Below are 21,481 nucleotides of genomic sequence, written 5' to 3' on the forward strand. Positions count from 1 at the left end.
CCGTCGAGAAGCCGGCGGCAGAAGCCCCGGCCGAGACGACGACTGTCGCCGAGGTCCAGACCGAGGCACCCGCCGAGGTCGCGACCGATGTTGCTCCCGCCGAAGAGCCTGCTGACCCGGTGGAGCCGGCTGCAGAGGTTGCTCCGGCCGAGGAGCCTGCCGAGGCTGCTCATGTCCCGGCAGCCCCCGCCGCTGCGACGTCCACAAGCGCGTCTGCGCCGACGACCGACGTCGACATCTCCAGTGTGGGCTCGCTGTTCGACATCCCGGCACCCGAGGCAACCACGGTCGAGAAGCCGGCAGCTCCGGCCGATTCGGCCGAGGAGCCTGCCACCGACGAGGCACCGGCAGAGGCGGTCGCGAGTGCCGAAGCCGAGCCGGTCGCCGAAGCGGAGCCGGTCGCCGAAGCAGCACCTTCCGGCGCCGAGGTGTCACAGGCGGCCAGCGCGGCTTCGCCCGAGTCGGCCGCGGAGACGGACCCGGAGACGATCCTCGACGCCGACGACGCACCGGCTGCAGAGGCTGACGTACCGGCGCCGGCGTCCGACGCCGGGGACGAGCCGGCCGAGGACGAGCCGGTCGAGGACGAGGGCGCCGAGGCACCCGCGAAGCCGAAGGGTGAGGAGAACACCCCGAAGCAGGCCAACATCAACGAGGCGAGCTCACTCTTCGACCTCTGAGGTAGCCGCAGCGCCACGATGGCACCGGATTCTTCCACCGACTGGAAGCGATCCGGTGCCATCGTCAATTTCACGGGTCCTGCCCTTGACGCGATCACGCGGACCCCACGGTTGGCCCGGGTTCTGCGGCGGGTTGCCCCACGGGGGCTGGTTCTGGTCGGACACAGGGGCCTCCGGAGGTGTGGGCGCCCAGCCACTGAATGCGGCGACGCCCGCTGAGTGTCCTTCACGAAGCCGGTTTCAAACCCGATGACCTTTGACCGCAACGCTCGTTGGACGTCGCAGTGGGTTCGTCACACCCGAAAGGTGCCCCATGCGCTCTCGTCGCACGTTCACGGTCCTGTCCACCGTACTGGCCGGCCTCTCGCTCACCGCGGCCGCGACGCTGGCCCCGGCAGCAGCCACGCAGGCACCAGCGCCTGCGCCTGCGCTCGCCCGGGCCGCCGACACGTGGACGCCTCGCGGTGAGGACTACACCGACACCGTCACCCTCACGGACCTGGCCATCCCCATGTCGGACGGCGTGATCCTGCGCGGCGACCTCATGGTGCCCGCCGGCCCCGACGGGAAGGCGATCGACGAGAAGCTGCCCGTGGTCGTCACCATCACGGCGTACAACAAGACCTTCCAGCAGTACGGCGGCGGGCTGGCCGGCGGCGACGCGTCGTACCTCGTCAAGCGCGGCTACGCCCAGCTGACCGTCGACGCACGCGGCACCGGCAGCTCCGAGGGCACGTGGCAGGCGTTCGCAGCACGTGAGAACAAGGACGCCGGCGAGGTCATGACGTGGGCCCACGAGCAGAGCTGGTCCAACGGCAACACCGCGATGACCGGGCCGTCCTACATGGGGATCAGCCAGATCTGGGCGGGCTCTGCGCAGCCGCCCGGCCTCAGGGCACTGTTCCCGCAGGTGCCGGGCGCCGACGTCTACCGCGACGTCGTGGCCTCCGGGGGACAGCTCGACGTCGGGTTCATCCCGCTGTGGCTCGGCCTGGTCACCGGCACCGGGATCATCCCGCCGGCCGTGACCGCCAGCGACCCGGCCTCCGGCATCGGCGCCCTGCTCTCACACCTCAGCGGTGCCCTCACCTTCACGACTCCGCTGCTGCTCGACGCGGTGCTCGGCCAGGAGCCGGCGTACGACGGGGAGTTCTACGAGGAACGCAGCTCGATCAACGTGGTCGACAAGGTCAATGTGCCGACGTTCTTCGTCTCCGGCGAGTACGACCTCTTCCAGCGGGGCACCCCGCTGCTCTTCGAGAACCTGCAGCAGCGCGGCGTGCCGACCAAGATGGTCATCGGCCCGTGGGACCACCTGCAGGGCTCGTCGGGCGCCGACATCGACCAGGCCGGGTACGGCGAGCTCGGCGAGCTGCAGCTGCGGTGGTTCGACCACTACGTCAAGGGCATGTCCGACCCGACCCTCGACTCGGACATCGCGCCGCTGACCTACTACGAGCAGGGCTCCGGCGACTGGCGCACCAGCCAGAAGTGGATCGGCCCGCAGCTGCAGGCGACCAGCTACCGTCTTTCCGGTTCGGCCATCACCGGCGCGAAGAACGGCGGTCTCACCACGGGTACGCCGACCGCCGGCACCGCCGACGTACTGCCCCTCCCGGTGGCCGGCCTGTGCACGCGCTCGATGAACCAGTGGACCGCCGGGCTGCCCAACGCGACCGGCCTGGCCAGCCCGTGCCTGGAGAACAACGCGCTCAACGACAAGGCGGGCGTGGTCTTCGAGACCGAGCCGGTCACCACGCCGGTGTCGATGCAGGGCCCGATCAACGCCCGGCTCTACGTGTCGAGCACCAGCGGCGACGGCATGCTGTCGGTGGCGGTCGAGGACGTCGCACCCGACGGCACCGTCTCTCGATTGACCGGCGGCTGGCAGGTGATCTCGTTCCGCGAGCTCGACACCTCGAAGTCGCGGTACCTCGACGGCAAGCTGATCCAGCCCTTCCACCCGTTCACCAGGGAGTCGAAGAAGAAGCTGCTCGGCGGCGCCGTCGAGCCGGTCGACGTCGAGGTCTTCCCGACCGGTGCGCAGATCCAGAAGGGCCACCGACTGCGGCTCGCCGTGCAGTCCTTCGACATCCCACACCTGCTGCCGACCCTGCCCGACCTGCTCGGCAGCCTGACCGTGATGAAGATCCACACCTCGGCGGCCTACCCCTCCGAGCTCACGTTGCCCACGATCAGGCCGTCCGCTTCCACCGCTGTCTCGCGGGTCCGCAGGTAGCGCCCACCGAGTGTGAGATCTGTGTCGGTCCCACAGCCGCTTCACGACACATTTCCCACTCTCGGCGCGCCATGACGCCACGGTGACACCAAGTGATGTCACGAATGTCTTGACTTGACGTCACGATGATGTCATCGTGGTGCGCATGGACATCACGCCGTACATCGACAGCCTCCGCCGGGACCTCGTGGCCGCGGCCGAGACCGGCGACGCCCAGGTGAAGGCGGCCGCCGAACGACTCGCCATGGCCCTCGACCCGGCCGCTCGCCTGGCGTTGATGGAGGCCATCTCCCACGCCGCCAACGAGATCACCGCCGAGATGCCGTCGGGCTCGGTCGACGTCCGCCTCAACGGCCGCGAGCTGGGCTTCGTCATCGACACCCCGATGGCCGCACCGGCCCCGCCGCCCCCTCCGCCGCCGCCCGCCGCCGACGAGGTCGAGGAGGACGGCACCGTCGCCCGCATCACGCTCCGCATCCCCGAGTCGGTCAAGGCCCGGGCCGAGGAGAAGGCGGCCCGCGCTGGCCACTCGCTCAACACCTGGCTGGTCAACGTGGTCCGCACCGCGACCAGCGACGACACCGCGATCAACGTCGACATCGACCTCTCGAGCCTGCCGTTCCTCGGTGGTGACCCGTTCGGTCGTGGCCCCACCCGCGGCAAGCGCCGCATGACCGGCTGGATCTGAGCACCCAGCAACTCCCATCAAACAAACTCACGCTCCAGCGCGCAGGCTGGAGCGGTGGACGAACACACCCTGGAGAGATCATGGAACGCATCTTCGAGACCCCCGCCTCCGTCGAGCTGTACGTCGAACTCGGCCGCGGCAGCCTGAACGTCACCGCCGCCGACGTCGGCCGCACCACGGTCAGCCTCACCGGCAAGAACGCCGACCAGGTCAGCGTCGAACAGAACGGCGACGGCATCTCCGTCATCGCACCCAAGGAGCGGAGCGGGTTCTTCGGCGGCAACGAGTCGCACGTCGACGCGGTGATCACCGTGCCGAGCGACTCGCGCCTGGTCACCAAGACCGGGTCCGCCGACCAGCACGCCGAGGGCCGCTTCGCGCTCGGCAACCTCAAGTCCGGCTCCGGCGACGTGTCGATCGGTGAAGTCACCGGCGCACTCGTGATCAACACCGGGTCGGGCGCGGTCACCGTCGGGCAGTCCGGTGGCGACCTGCGGCTCAAGAGCGGCTCGGGCGACGTACGCATCGAGCACGCGGCCGGCACCGTCGGAGTCTCGACCGGCAGCGGTGACGTCACCATCGCCGAGTCCGAGGGGCCGGTGATCCTGAAGTCCGGCTCCGGCGACGTGGCCATCGGCCTCGCAACGGGCGAGGTGACCGCGCAGACGGCCAGCGGCGACGTGACCGTCAAGGAGCTGGTGCGCGGCAGCCTCAACTCGAAGAACGCCTCCGGCGACATCCGCGTGGGCATTCCCGCAGGCATTCCGGTCTGGACCGACGTCAACACCGTCTCCGGCCGGATCGCCTCCGACCTGGCCGGCGCCGGTCAGCCCGACGGCGACCAGGACTACATCGAGCTCCGCGCCACCACCGTGAGTGGCGACATCACCCTCAAGCAGCTGTGACCTCTGAAAGGACAAAGACCATGGACATGACCAGCTACGACATCGAAGCCAGTGCCCACCGCGTCATCGACGACCGGCTGGCCCGCGCCGCCCGACCCAAGGCGCCCGCCGGCAGCAGCGTGCGGGTTCCCGGACCACGTCGCCGCCACGCGCTGGCCCGCCAGTTCCGCCGCTTCGCCGACGCCCTCGACGCCTGAGTCAGGAGCGCATCGCGACGCCGTGCCGCCAGTAGCCCATGAAGGCCACCTGGTGCCGGTCGACCTCGAGCTCCTTGACCAGGGCCCGGCGCAACGTGGTGACGACCTTCGACTCCCCCGCGATCCAGGCGTAGAGCCCGGCCAGGTCGTGGCCCACCACGACCGCGTCGCTGAGGTCCTCCCCGGACGAGGAGTGCGTCGGGGTCTCCCACAGGTCGGGGTCGACGGCCTCGTCGGCCACGAACTCGACCACCGGCGCCAGGCCGAAGTGCTCCCGGACCGCGGCGATCTGCAACTCCCCGTGGGTCGCACCCTCGCGCGGCAGCCAGATCAGCTCGACGCCGTCGGGCCCGTCCAGCTCCTGCACGTCGGCAGCCACGGGCACCTCGATGAACGCCGTGCCCACTGCCGAGACCGGCAGGTCGTGCAGGATCGAGGCGATCGCCGGCAGGGCCGTCTCGTCGCCGACCAGCAGCAGGTTGCGCGCCGTCCCGGGCTCGAACTCGATGCCGCCGAACGGTACGCCGCGGCGCGGGGCCAGGGTCACGAGGCGGTCGCCGACCTTGGCCGAGGCGGCCCACGCGGACCCCGGTCCGGTGGCACCCTCCGCCAGGTGCAGCACGAAGTCCACGACCAGGCGGGTCTCCGCACCGGATCCGCGCACCTCGCGCACGGTGTAGGTGCGGAGGTGTCCGCGCTCCTCGGTCGGGATGTCCATCCAGGTGGCGAACCACGACTCGTCGGCGCCCTCGAACGACGCCAGCTCGCCGGCGTCGTTGGGGAAGACCAGCTTGATCCGCTGGTCGTAGACCGGGCCGTCGACGCCGAAGTCGGCCAGCTCCGGGCTGGCCAGCTCGACCCGCAGGAAGGTCGGCGACAGGCGTTCCACCGCGCTCACCTCCACCTCGGCGAGGATCATCGGCAGCTGCTGGGCGGTCGTGGTCATGAGTCGGTCCTTCCGTGGTGGCGGCCCCTCGGGACCACCATGGGGGTGTGGGAGATCGGGTCGTTGATCACGCGGCTCTCGAGGCCGAAGACGGTGCGCACCGTCTCCTCGGTGACCACGTCGTGCGGACTTCCCTCGGCAGCCACTGTTCCCTCGCGCATCGCGACCAGGTGGTCGGCGTACCGGGCGGAGAGGTTGAGGTCGTGGAGCACCATCACGATCGTGGTGCCGCGACTTTGGTTCAGGTCGGCGAGCAGGTCGAGCATCTCGACCTGGTGGGCGACGTCGAGGTACGTCGTCGGCTCGTCGAGCAGCAACAGGTCGGTGCCCTGGGCCAAGGCCATCGCGATCCACACCCGCTGGCGCTGACCGCCCGAGAGCTCGTCGACGAACCGGTCGGCCAGGTGCGTCGTGTCGGTCAGCTCGAGGGCCTCGGCCACTGCTCGCTCGTCGTCGGGGCTCCACCGGCGGAACGCACCCTGGTGCGGGTGACGTCCACGACCGACGAGGTCGACGACGCTGACGCCCTCCGGCGAGATCGGGTTCTGCGGCAGCAACCCCAGGGCCCGGGCCACCTTCTTGGTCGAGGTCTTGTGGATCGCGTGTCCGTCGAGCAGCACGGAGCCCGCGGTCGGCTTCAACAGCCGGGCCATGCCACGCAGCAGCGTGGACTTGCCGCACCCGTTGGCACCGACGATCACCGTCACTGCCTGGTCGGGCACCCGCACCGACAGCTCGGAGACGACCGGGCGGTCGCCGTACCCCAGGGAGACGGAGTCGGCGACGAGGCGGGCACCGCCGGGTTGCGTGGGAGTCGGCCCGGGAGTCGTGTTCACGGCAATCTCCTCACGCTCGACGTGTGCGGGCTCGATCAGGGCAGTCATCATGCCTTCCTTCCGGCGCGGCCGACGGCCAGCAACCACAACAGGAACGGTGCGCCGAGGGCGCCGGTCACGACACCCACGGGGTAGTTCACGTCCGTGAGCATGTAGTCGGCCGCGTAGTCGGCGGCCACGACGATCACGGCACCGACGAGCCCGGCGCCGACCAGGGTGGTGCGTCCGCGGTTCAGGAACCGGGCGATCGGCCCGGCCAGGAACGACACGAACGCGATGGGCCCGGCGGCCGCGACGGCCGCGGCCACCAGGATCACGGCGAGCAGCAGCAGGAGGTCCACGCGACCGGGGCGTACGCCGAGTGCCGCGGCGGTGTCCTGCCCCAGCTCGGTGATGCGCAATGCGCGGGCCACCCAGAACACCAGGGGCAGCAGCACCGCGAACGCCACCGCGAAGAACCTGACCGTCGGCCAGTCGACCTGGTTCAGGCTGCCGGTCATCCACAGCAACGCCAACTGGGCGTCGTAGGTGTCGGCGCGGGTGAAGAGGTACTGGATGACCGACATCAGCCCGGCCGCGACGCCGATGCCGACCAGCACGAGGCGGTAGCCGAGCAGGGTGCCGGCGACGAGTCGCACCAGGATCGCGACACCGATCGCACCGGCCATCGCGGCCACGCTGATCCAGTTGCCGGTCTGGTCGAGCGCCACGATCGCGAAGACGGCGGCGGCGCTGGCACCCGTGCTGACGCCGATGATGTCTGGGCTGGCCAGCGGGTTGCGAAGAGTCGTCTGGAAGACCGCGCCACCGACGCCGAACGCGACGCCCACGAGCACGCCGAGGAGCGCCCGCGGCAGCTTCACCTCCATCACGATGTAGGAGGCCACCGGGATCTCGGTGCCGGTGATGATGCGGAAGAAGTCGGGGATCGTGATCGTGTAGTCGCCGAGCAGGACACGGGCGCCGAACACCACCACCAGCAGGGCACCGAGGCCGGCCAGGACCAGGCCCGAACGGCGTGCCGGCCTGCGTCGCGCGCGTCGTACGACGGTCACGTCGACGTCACGCTCGGGGGCCAGGAGTGCGGTCATCACAGGCCTCCCATCCGGCGGCGGCCGATCATCCAGAGGAAGACGGGGACGCCGAGCACGGCGGTCATGATGCCGACCTGCACCTCGGTCGGCGGCAGGATCACGCGTCCGACGACGTCGGCGGCGAGGGTGAGCACGGCACCGTACCCGACGCTGAACGGCAGGATCCGTCGGTAGTCGGAGCCGACCACCGACCGGACCAGGTGCGGGATGACCAGCCCGACGAAGGCGACCGGGCCGGCCAGGGCGGTGGCCGTGCCGGCGAGCAGCACGATCGCCAGCCCGATCACGATGCGGTCGAGCACGACCCGGCGGCCGAGGCTGCGGGCCAGGTCGTCGCCGAGGGCGAGCAGGTTGAGCAGCCCGGCGCCGGTGAAGGCGAGCACGGCGCCGACCACGAGGAACGGCAGACCGGTGAGGAGCACGTCGAAGTCGCGGCCGCCGAGCGTGCCGACCTGCCAGAAGCGGAAGACGTCGAGGGTCTTGCGGTCGGTGAGGAGGATCGCGGAGATCCAGCTGCCGAGGGCGGCAGTCAGTGCGGCACCGGCGATGGTCAGCTTCATCGGGGTGGCACCGTCACGGCCGAGCGACGCGATGGCGTGTACGGCGAGGGCGGCGACGGCAGCTCCGGCGAAGGCGAACCAGAGGCGCCCCTGGAGGCCGTTGATGCCCAGCCACGAGATGGCCAGCACCATCGCGAACGAGGCGCCGGCGTTGATGCCGAGGATGCCGGGGTCGGCCAGTGGATTGCGGGTCAGGCCCTGCATGCAGGCACCCGCCAGGGCCAGGGCGGCGCCGATGGCCAGGCCCAGGCAGGTGCGTGGCCACCGGGCAAGGGCGATGCCGTGGTCGACGTGGCCGGGGTCGAGGACAGCGGCCGGGGAGATGGTCACGCTGCCGATGAGCATGGAGCAGGTGGCGACGACGACCACCGTCGCGATCATGATCGCGACGGCGGTCGTCGTACCGGTCGGAACCGGTCCCATCCGGCCGGCTGTGGCGGTCCTTCCGGAGGGGGTCGCCAGGGTGGTCACGAGCCGGCGACAGCCTTGGCCACCTGCGGCATGAAGTGCTCCATGGCGTAGGGGATCGACAGCGGCGTCGGCGACGAGAGGCCCAGCGCGTCGGTCTTGTTGGTCGAGGCCAGGACGTGGCCGTCCTTGATGCCGGGGATCTGGCCCAGCAGCGGGTCGGCCTCGAACTTCGCCAGGTCGCCGTCGGTCTCGGCGTACGTGATGAAGACGTCAGCCTCGAGCTCCTTGCCGCGGTCGGCGGAGAGGGTGCCGTAGAACTGGCCGGGCTTGCTGAGCTCCTCGATGATCGGGGCGTTCACCATGCCGGTGTCGGTGAGCAGCAGCGGGCGGTTGTCCGCGACGGTGTAGTAGTCGATCTTCGACATGTCGGTGGTCGCCAGCGAGGTGAAGATGAACGACTTGCCGACGATGTCGGGGTTGTCCTTGCCGGCCTGGGTCAGCGAGGCCTCGGTCTGCTTCTTGACGTCGGCCGCGATCGCCGTACGACCCAGCGCCTTGCCGACCAGGTCGAGCGAGTCCTGCCACGACGTGAGCCACGGGTCGCCGGGGAAGGCGACGACGGGGATGCCGCCGTTGATCTTGGAGAGCTTCTTGTAGTCCTTCTCCGTGATGCCGGAGTTGGTGGCCAGGATCAGGTCGGGCTGGAGCTGGGCGATCTCCTTGAACGGCACGCCGTCGGTGTCGCTGAGGCGCTCCGGCTGCTCGCCGCCGAGCTCCTCGAGCTTGGCGTCGAACCACGGGGTCGAGCCCTGGTCGTTGCCGCCCCAGCTGATGTCGGTGGCACCGATCGGCACGATGCCCAGCGAGAGCGCGGTGTCCTGGTCGGTCCAGCCGAGGGTGACGACGCGCTTGGGCTCGGCGTCGATCGTGGTCTCGCCGTAGGCGTGCTCGACGGTGACCGGGAAGGCATTGGCGTCGGGCTCGGTGACGACCTTGGAGTCGTCCTTCTCCTCGCCGTTGGCGGAGCCGGTGGCGCAGGAGGTCAGGGACAGGGCCGCTGTCGCCAGCAGGGCGGCGAAGAGGGTGCGGGGGCGCGTCATGCTGCGTCCTCTCGGGAAGTTAGGGCATGCTTATTAAGGTCACCCTAACTCCGGCCCCCCGGAATTACGCAAGTGGGATCTGCCGTTAATCCACCGTGACCCGCACCACAGTGCCGACGAGCTCAGATCTCCGTGCGGTGAAAGTTCTGGAAGGACTTCGACGGCGTCGGTCCGCGCTGGCCCTGGTAGCGCGAGCCGTACTTCTCCGAGCCGTAGGGATGCAGCGACGGCGAGGTGAGCCGGAAGAAGCAGAGCTGGCCGATCTTCATGCCCGGGTAGAGCTTGATCGGCAGCGTCGCGACGTTGGCGAGCTCGAGCGTCACGTGGCCACTGAAGCCGGGGTCGACGAAGCCGGCGGTGGCGTGGGTGAGCAGGCCGAGCCGGCCCAGCGACGACTTGCCCTCGACGCGGGCCGCGATGTCGTCGGGCAGCGTGACCACTTCGTACGTCGACCCGAGCACGAACTCGCCGGGATGGAGGATGAACGGGTCATCGCCCTCAGCCTCGATCTCCCGGGTCAGGTCGGACTGGTCGGCCGCCGGGTCGATGTGCGGGTAGCGGTGGTTCTCGAAGACCCGGAAGAACCGGTCGAGGCGGAAGTCGATGCTGGAGGGCTGGACCATTGCCGGGTCGTAGGGCTCGACGGCGATCCGCTTCGCGTCGATCTCGGCCAGGATGTCGCGGTCTGAGAGGAGCACCCGGACAACCTACCGTCCGTCAGGCCGCCTTGTCGGCGCGGCGAGCGGGCTCTTCGACCCGCGGCCCGGCGTGCCCGGGAACCTCGGCACCGAAGGCCTTGACCGGAAGCGGCTTGTTCTTGTCCTTGAAGTACACCCAGGTGACCAATCCGTAGGTCAGTATGTTGACGAACAGCACGCCCAGCATGAACACCATCATGGTCAGCGCATCCATCTCGACCCCTCCTTTTCGATACACTGAATGTATCGAAATTTGGGGTGGAGGACAATTCGTACCGATGACCACCGAATCGCACAGCCCGGGACGGCCCCGCCGCGCCGACACCGACGACCTGATCGTTGCGACCACGCAGGAACTGATCCGCGAGCACGGCCCTTCCGCCGTGAACGTGGCCGCCGTCTCGGCACGCAGCGGGATCGCCCGGACGACGATCTACCGGCGCTACCGTGATCGGCAGGAATTGCTGGGCGCAGCACTCCAACCGATCACCGCGCGAGGAGGACCACCGCCCGGGGATGCGGTGCACGAGAAGATCGAGTGGGTTCTCGCGCGAGCCGAGGAGGTCCTCGACCGAGGCATCGGCCCGGGCGGTGTGGCATCCGTGCTGGCGGACTCCGACCCGGACTTCAGCGCGGCCCTCCGCGACTCGCTGCGCACGGGACTGCAACCGATCCTCGCCCAGGTGGAGGGGGACATCGCCTCCGGCGTGCTGGTCGAGGGCCTCGACGCCGACCTGCTCCTCGACCTGGTCGTCGGCTCCTACCTGGCTGCCCGTCTGCGGCGGGGCTCCGCGGACGCGCAGTGGCGGGTCCGCATCTCGGAGCTGTTGGCCGGCTCACTGTCAGGACCAAACTCCGACAGGACCTGACCGTCGGGAGGAGTTCGACCGGCACAATGTCTCCATGACCTTTCACCGGTACGTCGCGCTCGGCGACTCGTTCACTGAAGGCGTCGGCGACCCCGACCCGGCCCGTCCCAACGGCCTGCGCGGCTGGGCGGACCTGGTGGCCGAGCAGCTCGCCGTACAGGATCCCGACTTCACCTACGCCAACCTCGCCATCCGTGGTCGCAAGCTCGACGGCGTGCTCGCCGAGCAGATCGAGCCGGCAGTGGCGATGCGGCCCGACCTCGTGACGATCTACGCCGGCGGCAACGACATGCTCCGCCCGAAGGTCGATCTCAACGGCCTCATCAGGCGATACGACGACGGACTCGGCAAATTGGCTGCCACCGGCGCCCATCTGGTGCTCTGGACCGCCCACGACCCGAGCGCCTCACGGTTCTACGCGCCACTGCGCGGCCGGTTCGCGATCTACAACGAACTGGTCCGCGAGCTGGCCGACTCCTACGACGCCACGCTGATCGACTTCTGGCGATTGAGGGAGTACCAGGGCTGGGGCCTCTGGTCCGACGACCGGCTGCACATGAACTCGGCCGGCCACCAGCGGATGGCGATCGAGGTGCTGAACCGCCTCGGCATCGCCCACGCACTCGAGGTGCCGGACCCGGCGCCTGCCCCGGTGTCCGTGCCGCGCCGGGAGGCCCTGGGCCAGAACCTCCGGTGGACCCGGAGCGAGGCCCTGCCGTGGGTGCACCGTCGCCTGACCGGCCGGTCCTCCGGTGACACGGTGAGCCCTCGTCGCCCGGAACTCGGTCCGGTCGAGTAGCATCTTCCCCGTCCGACACTGCTCCGCGTGGACCCTTCCATGCGAGCCGGCCGGACACTGCGGACGTAGCTCAGTTGGTAGAGCGCGACCTTCCCAAGGTCGATGTCGCGAGTTCGAATCTCGTCGTCCGCTCCATTCTCTCCCCTTCGCTCTCTTCTTCTCCTTCTCCTCCTCCCCACGAACCGCGTGTTCTTGATGCGCGAACCGTGGACTCTTGAGCGCCCAACCGTGGATTCTTGACGCGGTCCACCAAGAACCCACTGGTCGAAGCGCGACAACCCACGGTTCGCGACGGATGAATTACAGGTTTGTAATTCGTACGGCGTGTCGCTGCGATGTTTCTCATGTGACTGATGGGATCCTTGACGATTCGTGTGATCTCTGGGAAGAGTGGTGCGTGGCCCACTCCCGAGCCCATCGAGGTCTTCCCCATGAATCGCCGTCGAAGTGCCGCCATCGGCACGTTCGCCATGGTCCTGATCAGCTACCCCCTCACGTCGGGCGCGAGTGCCACGACCGCCTCCCCCTCCACGACCGCGAAGCCACCCGCCGCGCCGGTCCTCCCGCTCAACGCCACCGCGGATCTCGGCAAGGTCACCCCGGAGATGCAGGCCGAGATCGACCGCGTGCTGGCCGAGGGCCGCACCGTCGCCTCCCGCCAGGTGGCCCGCACCGACGCGGCCACCCTGGTCAGCAGCCAGGTGCGCTGCGCCGACCTCGAGGGCCAGCGCTACTGCCTGGGCACCGGGTGGACCGACGAGCCCGAGTCCGAGGTGCAGGCCGAGGCCACCGCCAGCACCCGGGTCGGCCTGGGCCGGACCACCGCGCGGACCGCCGCCACTGAGTCCACCGGCGACCTGACGTTGGCCGACCAGCTGCGCCAGCGCGCCGCACTGCCGACGGCCCAGCGCCAGAAGGTGGAGCGTGCCGAGCTGGTCACGGCGGCCCGGTCGGTCGCCAAGGTCTGGCTGTTGCGCCACCAGCTCCAGGGCAAGCCGCTGCCGACCGGCTTCGTCGAGCGGCACCCCGAGATCCACGCCGACGACTCCCCCCTCAGCGCCCGTACGACGACCGCGACCGCAGGCACCACGACGGCGGCACCGGCCCGCAAGACCTCCGCGGACTACCCCGAGGCCTTCAAGATCCTCGACGAGCGCCGGGTCGCCGAACAGACCAGGACCTACTGGTGCGGTCCGACCTCGATGCAGATGATCGGATGGGGCTGGCGGGGGTACCGCAACTCCCAGATCTACTGGGCCAACAGGCTCGGCACCACCAGCAGCGGCACCGCGATCAGCGAGATGGTGCGGGTCACGAACGCGTACACCGGGTTCGACAACCCGAAGCGCGCCGGCACCTACGTCGTCCTCGACGTCGGCAACTGGACCTGGGGACAGTGGTGGCTGCTGCAGATGCGGCACATCTACGACTACCGCGCTCCGGTGATCCTCCACCCGATCCTGCTCAAGCGCTTCTACCCCTACCTCGACGACGACGCGAGCGGTCACTTCCAGGTCGGTCGCGGCTACGACAAGAACGGCAGCCGAGGCCGGCTGCTGAAGTACTTCGAACCGTGGAACCAGCAGCGCTTCGACCCGTCGGAGCCGTTCATCTCGCGCAACCAGACCCGCTACGCCTACCGGTCCTACCGCGCGAACCTGGCCCACTCGATGCACAACATCGGCGTCTGATGCGGGCACGCAGCATCGCGGTCGCCGTCCTGCTCGCCGCGACGCTCAGCGCGTGCGGTGGCGGTGGTGAGGACGACGAACCGCAGGGCATCGCCGACCCCTCCGACACGGGGAGCAGCGAAACGACGGCCGGGGCACCGACCGATGGCTCCACCCCGGACGGCTCCGACACCGACAAGGCGCCGGCAGACACCAGCCCCGAGGCCACCCGCAAGCTCCTCGACTGGCAGCCGGTGACCGGCACCGGTCAGAGCATCGTCCGCAACGCGGAGTGGACCCTGAGCACCGACGAGGCCCGCTCGCAGGCGACCCTGGACGGTCCCGAGACGGTCACCATCCCGGCCGGGGCGGGGCGTCAGATCTCCGACACGTTCCTCACCGACTCCTCGGCCGTCGTGGTCGCCCAGGACAAGGCGGAGACGAAGCCGCAGCTGATCACGCAGGTCGACCTCGCGTCCGGGAAGAAGACCACTCTCACCGATCCCGCGCCCGGCCCCGGCGGCCCGTTCGCGGCGTACGGCGAAACGTTGGCCTATGCGACGTACAAGCCCGGCAGCGACTACTGCCTGGCCACCGTCGACCTCGCCGCAGGGTCCGGCGCGAAGGGCTACTGCGCACCGAAGCGGCACGGGTTCACCAACGTGTCGGTGAGCCCCGAGGGCACCTCGATGATGACGTTCGACGCGAAGCGTCCGGTGGCCTGCCGCACGCTGGTCGATGTCGAGGGCGGCGAGGTCACCCCGATCGACGGCGTCGAGGAGTGCAAGGGCTGGGACGTGCTGGCCACGCCGTCCGGCCACGTCTGGTCGACGATCCCGAAGGAGAACCGGATCGAGGTCGGCGACATGCACGCCTCGGTCGACGGGACGACGTACGACCTCGGCGAGGCCACGACCGGATCCCTGCTCTGGTGCGGCGACTCGGCGTACTTCTCGCGCGACCGCGGCGCCGACGGCAACGCGGCACTGTTCCGCTGGACCCCCGAGGCGACCCTCGAGCTGGTCTACGAGGCACCAGGCAAGGGCGACTCGTTCCTGGTCACCCCCACCTGTGCCGGCAACGTCCTCACGATCGAGGCGTACGGCGAGGGCGGCGACGAGACCGTGTCGGCTACCGTGCCCGGATGAGAGAAGGGATGTGAGCACGCGATGAGTCCGGACGTCACCGACGCGCAGATCCAGGCGCTTGCCGCCAGCGCCAAGCCCTACAGCCTGGCCCAGCTCCACTGGGGCCCGGAACGCCACCGGGCAGATGCCGACACGATCGAGCGGGAGCACCAACGGCGCATGGTGTCGTTGCGCGCGGAAGGCGTGATCGCGATCCTCTGCCCGGTGTCCTCCGACACCGTGGCTGGCGTGGCGATCATGACCGAGACGCCCGAGCGGGCCCGGGAGATCATGGCGGCCGACCCGTGCGTGCAGGCCGGAATGATGACCTGCGAGATCCTCCCGTGCGCCGGCTTCCCGGGCGACTCACTGCCCGGGTGAGCGGATCAGGCGGTCACGCCTAGGCTTCGGTCATGGCTGAGTTCGCCGGGTTCCCCGTTGCCGCACTGGACTTCTTCGACGACCTCGAGGTCGACAACACCAAGTCGTTCTGGGAGGCGCACAGACAGGTCCACGCCGAGTCGGTCAAGGCACCGATGGTCGCCCTGACCGCCGCACTGGAGCCCGAGTTCGGCACCGCGAAGGTGTTCCGCCCCTACCGCGACGTACGGTTCGCGAAGGACAAGACGCCGTACAAGACCCACCAGGGCGCCTTCGTCGGGGTCGCCCCGGCCACCGGGTGGTACGTCGAGGTGTCGGCGCGCGGCGTACGGACCGGCGGCGGGTTCTACGAGGCCAGCGCGCAGCGGTTGGCCGCCGTGCGCGACGCGATCGACAACGAGCACACCGGCAAGGAGCTCGAGAAACTCCTTACCAGGTTGAGGAAACTCGGCTGGAGCATCGGCGGCGACACCCTGAAGACAAAGCCCCGCGGCTACGACGCCGATCACCCGCGGATCGACCTGCTGCGGCACCGTTCGCTCACCCTCGGCCGCGACCACGGCTTCGAGCCGGTGATCCACACGCCCGAGTTCGCCGACGTCGTACGCCGGGACTGGCGCGAGCTGCGACCCGTCGTCGAGTGGATCGCAGCCCGCACCGACACCCTGGAGTGAGTCAGCGGTACCAGCGCTCACTGCTGACGATGGCGGCGAGCTGCTCGGAGGTCAGCGGAGGCTCCACGGCCACGATGCCGTCGGACCCCTTCTCGGCACCGGTGTTGAGCGCCATCGAGTAGAAGCGGTAGCCGTCGACACCCCAGTAGGACGCGTCGTTCGAGACCTGGTTGGCCGGCCCCATGCCCTTACCCCACTGGGGAACACGGTTGTCCTTGCGCAGGTAGGAACCGTTCGGCGTCTGCTCGCAGTTCGCTGACTGCGCGCACTCGTCGTCGATCGCGATCGGCTCGTAGCCCTTGTCGAGCCGCCACTGCGGGTTGTACTCGTCGATGTAGATCGAGACCGACGCACCGTCGACGGTGAAGTTGATGCGGTCGGCAGGACTCTGCGGGTCGTCGGTGTCGTGGCGCACGGTCAGGTCGGTGACGGTGACACCGGCCGGCAGCAGTCGGCGTAGGACCGCCTCCATCTGGCCGGTCGGGATCAGCTGCCGCTGGGCCTGCACCTCGGGTGCGGCGGCCACGTGGGGCGACGTGAAGTCGTCGCGCGCAGACGAGGCCGCCGGCGTCGCGTCCTCGAGGAACTGGGGTACGACGAACGCGCCGGCACCGATGACGCCAACGGCGGCCACCGACGCGATCGTCGTACCCACCCGTCGGCGCTGCCTACGGGTCCGGCCGCGGGCGATGCCACCCGCGACAAGCGTTTCGACGTCCGGGGTGAGGTCCCCGGTCGCCCGGTGCAACAGGTCCTGGACGCCAGGTTCGTGGTGATTGGTCATGAGGGTTCCTTCAGGGGATGAGCAGATCGGGGAGTGACGTGCCGAGGACGTCCCGGATGCGGGACAGGGCGCGCATGCTGCGATTGCGCACGGCCCCGGGGCTCACGCCGAGCCGGTCGGCCACCTCGGCGACGGAGACGTCGTCGAGGTAGCGCAGCACCAGCACCGCGCGGTCCATCGGGTCGAGCGCATCGAGCGCGGCGGCGAGCGAGAGCCTCAGGCTCGGGTCACCGTCGGGCGTTCCCTGTTCCGGCAGCTCGCCGACGGGCCGCTCGTGCGAGCTGCGCCGGCGCTGATGGTCGATCCAGGTGTGGACCAGCGCCGTGTGTGCGTAGCCGGCCGGGTTCTCGAGTCGTCGACCGAGCTTCCGGGTCCAGCGCACGTACACCTTGGCGAGGGTGTCCTGGACCAGGTCCTCAGCCCGATGGGCGTCACCGCACAGCAACCAGGCCGTGCGGTAGAGGTGAGGAGTCCGCAGCACCGCGAACTCCTCGAACTCCTGGTCCTTCGACATGTCACTCCTTCGGACAGTTGGCGTCACCCCTCATGACGCATCGACCTGCCCGATCTGTCACAGACCTCTTTTCTACTCCTTTCGGAGTGACTGGTCCTTGCGGAGCGTCGCCATGGTCCGCTCGACCTCCCAGTGCGCGGCCATCGAGGCGATCAGCCCGTCGTCGGTGACCCGGTACGTGGCGATCAGGTCGGTGTCGGCAAGCGTGCCGTCCTCCATGCGGGTGCTGAACGTGCCGATGTTGGCGCAGGCGTTGCCGTTGGCGAACGAGTCGCGGATGGTGAAGCGGAACTCGGCGACCGGCGCGATGGCCAGGTCCCAGAAGGCGGCGATCGCCTCCTTGCCGCGATGGCCCTTGCCCTCAGCGTCGAAGAACGACGGTCCGACGGGGTCCTCGAGCAGCGCGTCGTCGGCGAAGAGCGCGAGCCACTCCTCCTTGGCCTTGCGCGACACGGCGTCGTAGGAGCGCTGCGAGAGGCGGCGGGCGGGGTGGTCGCCGTCGGGCGCCTCCCAGGTGATGGCGTCTGACTCGATCATGTCCAGCATCGTACGCCGCAACTGCAACGTGTTCTAGTTTGTGCCTCGACAAGGTCACATCCGGTCGCAGTCGACGTTCTCCCACCGTTCACCGCGTCGTCGGATCGGGATGCCACGGTCGCACCATGGCACGCAAGAAGAAGATCCTCCTGCACATCGGCCCGAACCCGTCGGAGCTCGCACGGACGCACGACGCGCTCGCCGCCGAGGCGCCGCTCCTCGAGACCGTCGGGTACGCCGTCGCCGGCGCGACCGGAGACCAGTTGGACGCCGCCGCCCACGAGATGCTCCGCAGCCACAAGTCGGCTGGCCTGAAGCGCAAGGACGTCGAGGGCTCCTGGGCTGCCGCCTGCCGGCGCATCGCGAAGGCGAAGGTCGACGCGGTCGTCAGCCAGCCCCGCTTCTGCACCGCGGACGGCGCGCAGATCGCACTCATCGTCGACGCGCTCGCCGGTCTCGACGTACACGTCGTGGCGACGCCCGAGGAGGGCGAGGAGCCCGACGAGCTGGTGGCCCGCTGGTCGAAGCACCTGAAGCCGGGCCGCACGCACGTCGCACCGCTCAGCGCGGACGCGGCGGCCGTCGACCTCGCCGAGGAGCTGGTCGGCATCGCGCTGTGCCTGCAGCAGCGGGACCTCGACGCGAAGATCACCAAGCTCAAGCAGCGTCGAAAGCTGGTGCGCCACCGACTCGCGCTACGCGAAGCCTTCTGAGGACATCAAGGATCCACGGTTCGAAGCACAAGAATGCACGGTTCGCGACGCAAGAATGCACGGTTGGTCAGCACCGCCAGGCATCAGTGCGGCTGCCAGGCGTCCTCGTCGGCCGTCCGGGAGGTGACCGCCTTGGGCAGCTTGCCATCAGCGAGCTGGGCGATCGAGACCTCTTCGAAGACGTCGCGCAGGGAGCGGCGGGCCGCGATCCAGACGTGCTGGAGCACCGACGCCTGCTCGTTGTAGGTGACCGCCTCGGGACGCAGTCCGTAGACCGAGACCAGCGGACCGTCGACGGCCCGGATCACGTCGGCGACGCTGACCTTGCTCGCCTCGCCACTGAGCCGCCAACCACCGGACTGGCCGCGCTGCGACACCACGACCCCGGCCCGACGGAGGTCGGCCAGGATCGCCTGGAGGAAGCCGTGCGGGATGTCCTGTCGTCGTCCGAGCTCTTCGGCGCTCACCGGGGAATTGTCGGTCCGCCCGGCCATCTCGATGAGGGCGCGCAGGGCGTAGTCGGACTTGGCAGAGACTCGCATGTGGCCAGTCTCTCAGATAGTTGAGCGAAGAACTCGACCATCCTCCAGGTGACGTGACGGGTCTCGCCTTGCATCCGGGCGGATCGCAATCCATAATTAAGTTACTGACGAGTAGAAGATCAGCCTCGTCGCTTCCCTTCACATGGAAAAGGTGGGTCAGTGAGCCACTACAAGAGCAACCTCCGCGACATCGAGTTCAACCTCTTCGAGGTCCTCGGCCGAGACGAGATCCTGGGCCAGGGTCCGTTCGCCGATGTCGACTCCGAGACCGCGCGGGCGATCCTCTCCGAAGTCGAGCGCCTCTCCCGCGAGGAGCTCGCCGCGTCGTACGTCGACAGCGACCGGAACCCGCCGGTCTTCGACCCCAAGACCAACACGGCACCGATCCCCGAGTCGTTCAAGAAGAGCTACCAGGCCTGGGCCGACGCCGAGTACTGGCGCCTGAGCATCCCCGCCGAGCTCGGCGGAACCCCCGCCCCGTCGACCCTGAACTGGGCGATCGGCGAGATGGTGCTCGGCGCGAACGCCCCGATCTGGATGTACGGCGCCGGCCCGGCCTTCGCCGGCGTGGTGTTCAACAACGGCAACGAGCGTGACAAGAAGATCGCCCAGCACATCGTCGACCGCCAGTGGATCACCACGATGGTGCTGACCGAGCCGGACGCGGGCTCCGACGTGGGCGCCGGCCGCAGCAAGGCCACGCTGAACGACGACGGCTCGTGGAACATCACCGGCGTCAAGCGCTTCATCACCTCGGCCGAGAACGACATGACCGAGAACATCATGCACCTCGTCCTCGCCCGCCCCGAGGGCGTCGAGGGTGTCGGCGGACCGGGCACCAAGGGCCTCTCGCTCTTCCTCGTCCCGAAGTTCCACTTCGACCACGAGACCGGCGAGCTGACCGGCGAGCGCAACGGCGCCTACGTCACCAACGTCGAGCACAAGATGGGCATCAAGGTGTCCAACACCTGCGAGCTCACCTTCGGCGACCCGCAGGTCGGTGGCGGCGAGGCCGCCCAGGGCTGGCTGCTCGGTGAGGTGCACAACGGCATCGCCCAGATGTTCCAGGTCATCGAGAACGCCCGCATGATGGTCGGCACCAAGGCCATCGCGACGTTGTCGACCGGCTACCTCAACGCGCTCGAGTACGCCAAGGAGCGCGTCCAGGGTGCCGACCTGAGCCAGGCGGCCGACAAGACCGCCCCGCGGGTCACGATCACCCACCACCCCGACGTACGCCGGTCGCTGATGACCCAGAAGGCGTTCGCCGAGGCCATGCGCGCGCTGGTGCTCTACACCGCGTCCTACCAGGACAAGGTGATGATCGCCGAGGCAAACGGTGAGGCCGACTCCAAGGAGGCCAAGCTGGCTGCCGCGGTCAACGACCTGCTGCTCCCGATCGTCAAGGGCTACGGCTCCGAGCGCTCGTGGGTGCTGCTGGGCACCGAGTCGCTGCAGACCTTCGGTGGCTCGGGCTTCCTCCAGGAGTACCCGATCGAGCAGTACGTTCGTGACGCCAAGATCGACACGCTCTACGAGGGCACCACCGCGATCCAGGGCCAGGACTTCTTCTTCCGGAAGATCGTCAAGGACCAGGGCCGCGCGCTGGGCCACCTGGCCGCCGAGATCGAGTCGTTCATCAAGAACGCCGAGGGTGACGCCGACGGCCGTCTCAAGGTCGAGCGCGAGCTGCTCGCCAAGGCCCTCGAGGACGCCAACGCCATGGTCGGCACGATGATCAACGACCTGATGTCGGCCGACGCATCGGCCGAGGGCGGCGACCTGCGCAACATCTACAAGGTCGGCTTGAACACCAGCCGCCTGCTGATGGCGCTGGGCGACGTGGTCTGCGGCTGGCTCCTGCTCAAGGGTGCCGAGGTGGCCCTCGGCAAGCTCGCCGGCGACGTGTCGGAGAAGGACCGCCAGTTCTACACCGGCAAGGTCGCCGCAGCCCAGTTCTTCGCGCAGAACAACCTGCCGAAGCTCTCCGCCGAGCGCGTGCTCTCCGAGAGCGTGGACCTGTCGCTGATGGACCTCGACGAGGCCGCCTTCTGAGGCACTGCTTGACCGCACGAACAGCCTGACCGCACGAGACAGGGCCGCAGCGAATCCGTTCGCTGCGGCCCTGCTCTGCGTCCGGTGGGGCTGCTTCCGCGCAATGGGGGTACGGATACGTACGTCGAGCAAGGGAGCAACTCATGGGTATCGGACTCGGAATCGTCCTGCTGGTGATCGGGTTGGTGTTCGCCCTCGGCGCCATCGACCTGCCGGCCAGCATCGACGACGTGGTGGCCAGCGAGACTCTCGGCTGGATCCTCGTCGCGGTGGGAGTCCTCGCGATCGTGCTGGCCCTGGTGATGAACGCGCAGCGCTCGCGCACCACGCACGTGGTCGACGACCGTCGTCCGCCGCCGCAGGTGTGATCCGCACCGCTCAGCGGCGTACGGCCTTCGACGGCGAGCGCCGTGTCCAGGCTCGCAAGAGATGGGGTCAGGAACCAATGCGGCGAGCGGGTCC

At 69.1% G+C, this 21,481-nt stretch carries 24 protein-coding genes, 1 tRNA gene and 1 pseudogene; 15 read left to right on the forward strand and 11 right to left on the reverse strand.

Annotated elements, in window-relative coordinates; translation table 11 throughout:
* The 5 genes and pseudogenes from ASD66_RS15660 to ASD66_RS24505 all read left to right on the forward strand — a co-directional run.
* Nucleotides 1-680: pseudogene (locus ASD66_RS15660) on the forward strand (hypothetical protein); the annotation flags it as partial.
* 313 nt (nucleotides 681-993) lie between these two features.
* The gene (locus ASD66_RS15665; RefSeq protein WP_056891548.1) at nucleotides 994-2,919 is read left to right on the forward strand and encodes a CocE/NonD family hydrolase; all 1,926 of its coding nucleotides are present in this window, start codon (nucleotides 994-996) and stop codon (nucleotides 2,917-2,919) included.
* A gap of 145 nt (nucleotides 2,920-3,064) precedes the next feature.
* A complete protein-coding gene (locus tag ASD66_RS15670; RefSeq protein ID WP_056891549.1) occupies nucleotides 3,065-3,607 on the forward strand; it encodes a toxin-antitoxin system HicB family antitoxin in 543 nt (180 codons plus the stop codon).
* 80 nt (nucleotides 3,608-3,687) lie between these two features.
* Nucleotides 3,688-4,512: a DUF4097 family beta strand repeat-containing protein gene (locus tag ASD66_RS15675; protein ID WP_056891550.1), complete on the forward strand. Its 825-nt coding sequence runs from the start codon at nucleotides 3,688-3,690 to the stop codon at nucleotides 4,510-4,512.
* 20 nt (nucleotides 4,513-4,532) lie between these two features.
* Entirely contained in the window at nucleotides 4,533-4,709 is a 177-nt protein-coding gene (locus ASD66_RS24505; RefSeq protein ID WP_156388732.1) for a hypothetical protein, read from the forward strand.
* 1 nt (nucleotide 4,710) lies between these two features.
* Here the strand turns inward: ASD66_RS24505 and ASD66_RS15680 are convergent, their stop codons facing one another.
* The 7 genes from ASD66_RS15680 to ASD66_RS24510 all read right to left on the reverse strand — a co-directional run bounded on the left by ASD66_RS15680 (nucleotide 4,711) and on the right by ASD66_RS24510 (nucleotide 10,568).
* Complete coding sequence (locus tag ASD66_RS15680) at nucleotides 4,711-5,655, reverse strand: siderophore-interacting protein (protein WP_056683280.1); 945 nt, start codon at nucleotides 5,653-5,655, stop codon at nucleotides 4,711-4,713.
* Nucleotides 5,652-6,539 (reverse strand): ABC transporter ATP-binding protein, encoded by an 888-nt coding sequence (locus ASD66_RS15685; protein ID WP_082563867.1) that lies wholly within the window; start codon nucleotides 6,537-6,539, stop codon nucleotides 5,652-5,654. The genes ASD66_RS15680 and ASD66_RS15685 overlap by 4 nt, the downstream gene beginning before the upstream one ends.
* Nucleotides 6,539-7,582, reverse strand: coding sequence for a FecCD family ABC transporter permease (locus ASD66_RS15690; RefSeq protein WP_056891551.1), 1,044 nt, complete (start codon nucleotides 7,580-7,582; stop codon nucleotides 6,539-6,541). Before ASD66_RS15690 ends, ASD66_RS15685 begins: the two co-directional genes overlap by 1 nt.
* Nucleotides 7,582-8,568 (reverse strand): FecCD family ABC transporter permease, encoded by a 987-nt coding sequence (locus tag ASD66_RS15695; protein ID WP_056891552.1) that lies wholly within the window; start codon nucleotides 8,566-8,568, stop codon nucleotides 7,582-7,584. The genes ASD66_RS15690 and ASD66_RS15695 overlap by 1 nt, the downstream gene beginning before the upstream one ends.
* A 44-nt stretch (nucleotides 8,569-8,612) precedes the next feature.
* Nucleotides 8,613-9,656: an ABC transporter substrate-binding protein gene (locus tag ASD66_RS15700; protein ID WP_056683289.1), complete on the reverse strand. Its 1,044-nt coding sequence runs from the start codon at nucleotides 9,654-9,656 to the stop codon at nucleotides 8,613-8,615.
* A 122-nt stretch (nucleotides 9,657-9,778) separates the two neighbouring features.
* On the reverse strand, nucleotides 9,779-10,354 hold the full coding sequence (gene dcd / locus ASD66_RS15705) for a dCTP deaminase (protein ID WP_056683292.1): 576 nt from the start codon (nucleotides 10,352-10,354) through the stop codon (nucleotides 9,779-9,781).
* 19 nt (nucleotides 10,355-10,373) lie between these two features.
* A complete protein-coding gene (locus ASD66_RS24510) occupies nucleotides 10,374-10,568 on the reverse strand; it encodes a hypothetical protein (RefSeq protein ID WP_056891553.1) in 195 nt (64 codons plus the stop codon).
* Nucleotides 10,569-10,632: 64 nt separating this feature from the next.
* Between ASD66_RS24510 and ASD66_RS15715 the strand changes: the two genes are divergently transcribed.
* From ASD66_RS15715 to ASD66_RS15745, 7 genes are all read left to right on the forward strand, one after another.
* Entirely contained in the window at nucleotides 10,633-11,223 is a 591-nt protein-coding gene (locus tag ASD66_RS15715) for a TetR/AcrR family transcriptional regulator (protein ID WP_056891554.1), read from the forward strand.
* Nucleotides 11,224-11,257: 34 nt separating this feature from the next.
* Nucleotides 11,258-12,022, forward strand: coding sequence for an SGNH/GDSL hydrolase family protein (locus ASD66_RS15720; protein WP_056891555.1), 765 nt, complete (start codon nucleotides 11,258-11,260; stop codon nucleotides 12,020-12,022).
* 59 nt (nucleotides 12,023-12,081) lie between these two features.
* Nucleotides 12,082-12,157 (forward strand) — tRNA-Gly (locus ASD66_RS15725).
* A gap of 296 nt (nucleotides 12,158-12,453) precedes the next feature.
* Nucleotides 12,454-13,713 carry a C39 family peptidase gene (locus tag ASD66_RS15730; protein WP_056683295.1) on the forward strand — a complete coding sequence of 420 codons (1,260 nt, stop codon included), beginning with the start codon at nucleotides 12,454-12,456 and terminating at the stop codon, nucleotides 13,711-13,713.
* Entirely contained in the window at nucleotides 13,713-14,840 is a 1,128-nt protein-coding gene (locus tag ASD66_RS15735; RefSeq protein ID WP_056891556.1) for a hypothetical protein, read from the forward strand. Before ASD66_RS15730 ends, ASD66_RS15735 begins: the two co-directional genes overlap by 1 nt.
* A gap of 21 nt (nucleotides 14,841-14,861) precedes the next feature.
* Entirely contained in the window at nucleotides 14,862-15,200 is a 339-nt protein-coding gene (locus tag ASD66_RS15740; RefSeq protein WP_056891557.1) for a hypothetical protein, read from the forward strand.
* A gap of 32 nt (nucleotides 15,201-15,232) precedes the next feature.
* Nucleotides 15,233-15,874 (forward strand): DUF2461 domain-containing protein, encoded by a 642-nt coding sequence (locus ASD66_RS15745; RefSeq protein ID WP_056683305.1) that lies wholly within the window; start codon nucleotides 15,233-15,235, stop codon nucleotides 15,872-15,874.
* A 1-nt stretch (nucleotide 15,875) separates the two neighbouring features.
* Here the strand turns inward: ASD66_RS15745 and ASD66_RS15750 are convergent, their stop codons facing one another.
* The 3 genes from ASD66_RS15750 to ASD66_RS15760 form a co-directional block, all read right to left on the reverse strand.
* Nucleotides 15,876-16,658 (reverse strand): hypothetical protein, encoded by a 783-nt coding sequence (locus tag ASD66_RS15750; RefSeq protein ID WP_056891558.1) that lies wholly within the window; start codon nucleotides 16,656-16,658, stop codon nucleotides 15,876-15,878.
* A gap of 10 nt (nucleotides 16,659-16,668) precedes the next feature.
* A complete protein-coding gene (locus tag ASD66_RS15755) occupies nucleotides 16,669-17,172 on the reverse strand; it encodes a SigE family RNA polymerase sigma factor (protein WP_056683310.1) in 504 nt (167 codons plus the stop codon).
* A 72-nt stretch (nucleotides 17,173-17,244) separates the two neighbouring features.
* Complete coding sequence (locus tag ASD66_RS15760) at nucleotides 17,245-17,709, reverse strand: nuclear transport factor 2 family protein (RefSeq protein ID WP_056891729.1); 465 nt, start codon at nucleotides 17,707-17,709, stop codon at nucleotides 17,245-17,247.
* Nucleotides 17,710-17,834: 125 nt separating this feature from the next.
* Here ASD66_RS15760 and ASD66_RS15765 point away from each other — a divergent pair, with 125 nt between their 5' ends.
* Nucleotides 17,835-18,422, forward strand: a complete 588-nt coding sequence (locus tag ASD66_RS15765; protein ID WP_056891559.1) for a hypothetical protein — start codon at nucleotides 17,835-17,837, stop codon at nucleotides 18,420-18,422.
* 83 nt (nucleotides 18,423-18,505) lie between these two features.
* On the opposite strand, the gene ASD66_RS15770 is transcribed toward ASD66_RS15765, so the two are convergent.
* On the reverse strand, nucleotides 18,506-18,964 hold the full coding sequence (locus tag ASD66_RS15770) for an RrF2 family transcriptional regulator (protein ID WP_056683318.1): 459 nt from the start codon (nucleotides 18,962-18,964) through the stop codon (nucleotides 18,506-18,508).
* A gap of 159 nt (nucleotides 18,965-19,123) precedes the next feature.
* Here ASD66_RS15770 and ASD66_RS15775 point away from each other — a divergent pair, with 159 nt between their 5' ends.
* Nucleotides 19,124-21,019 (forward strand): acyl-CoA dehydrogenase, encoded by a 1,896-nt coding sequence (locus ASD66_RS15775; protein WP_056891560.1) that lies wholly within the window; start codon nucleotides 19,124-19,126, stop codon nucleotides 21,017-21,019.
* A gap of 143 nt (nucleotides 21,020-21,162) precedes the next feature.
* Nucleotides 21,163-21,387, forward strand: coding sequence for a DUF6458 family protein (locus tag ASD66_RS15780; RefSeq protein WP_082563868.1), 225 nt, complete (start codon nucleotides 21,163-21,165; stop codon nucleotides 21,385-21,387).
* The last annotated feature ends 94 nt before the right edge of the window (nucleotides 21,388-21,481 follow it).

It is taken from the genome of Nocardioides sp. Root151, assembly GCF_001427925.1.
In the GTDB taxonomy this organism is placed as follows: domain Bacteria; phylum Actinomycetota; class Actinomycetes; order Propionibacteriales; family Nocardioidaceae; genus Nocardioides.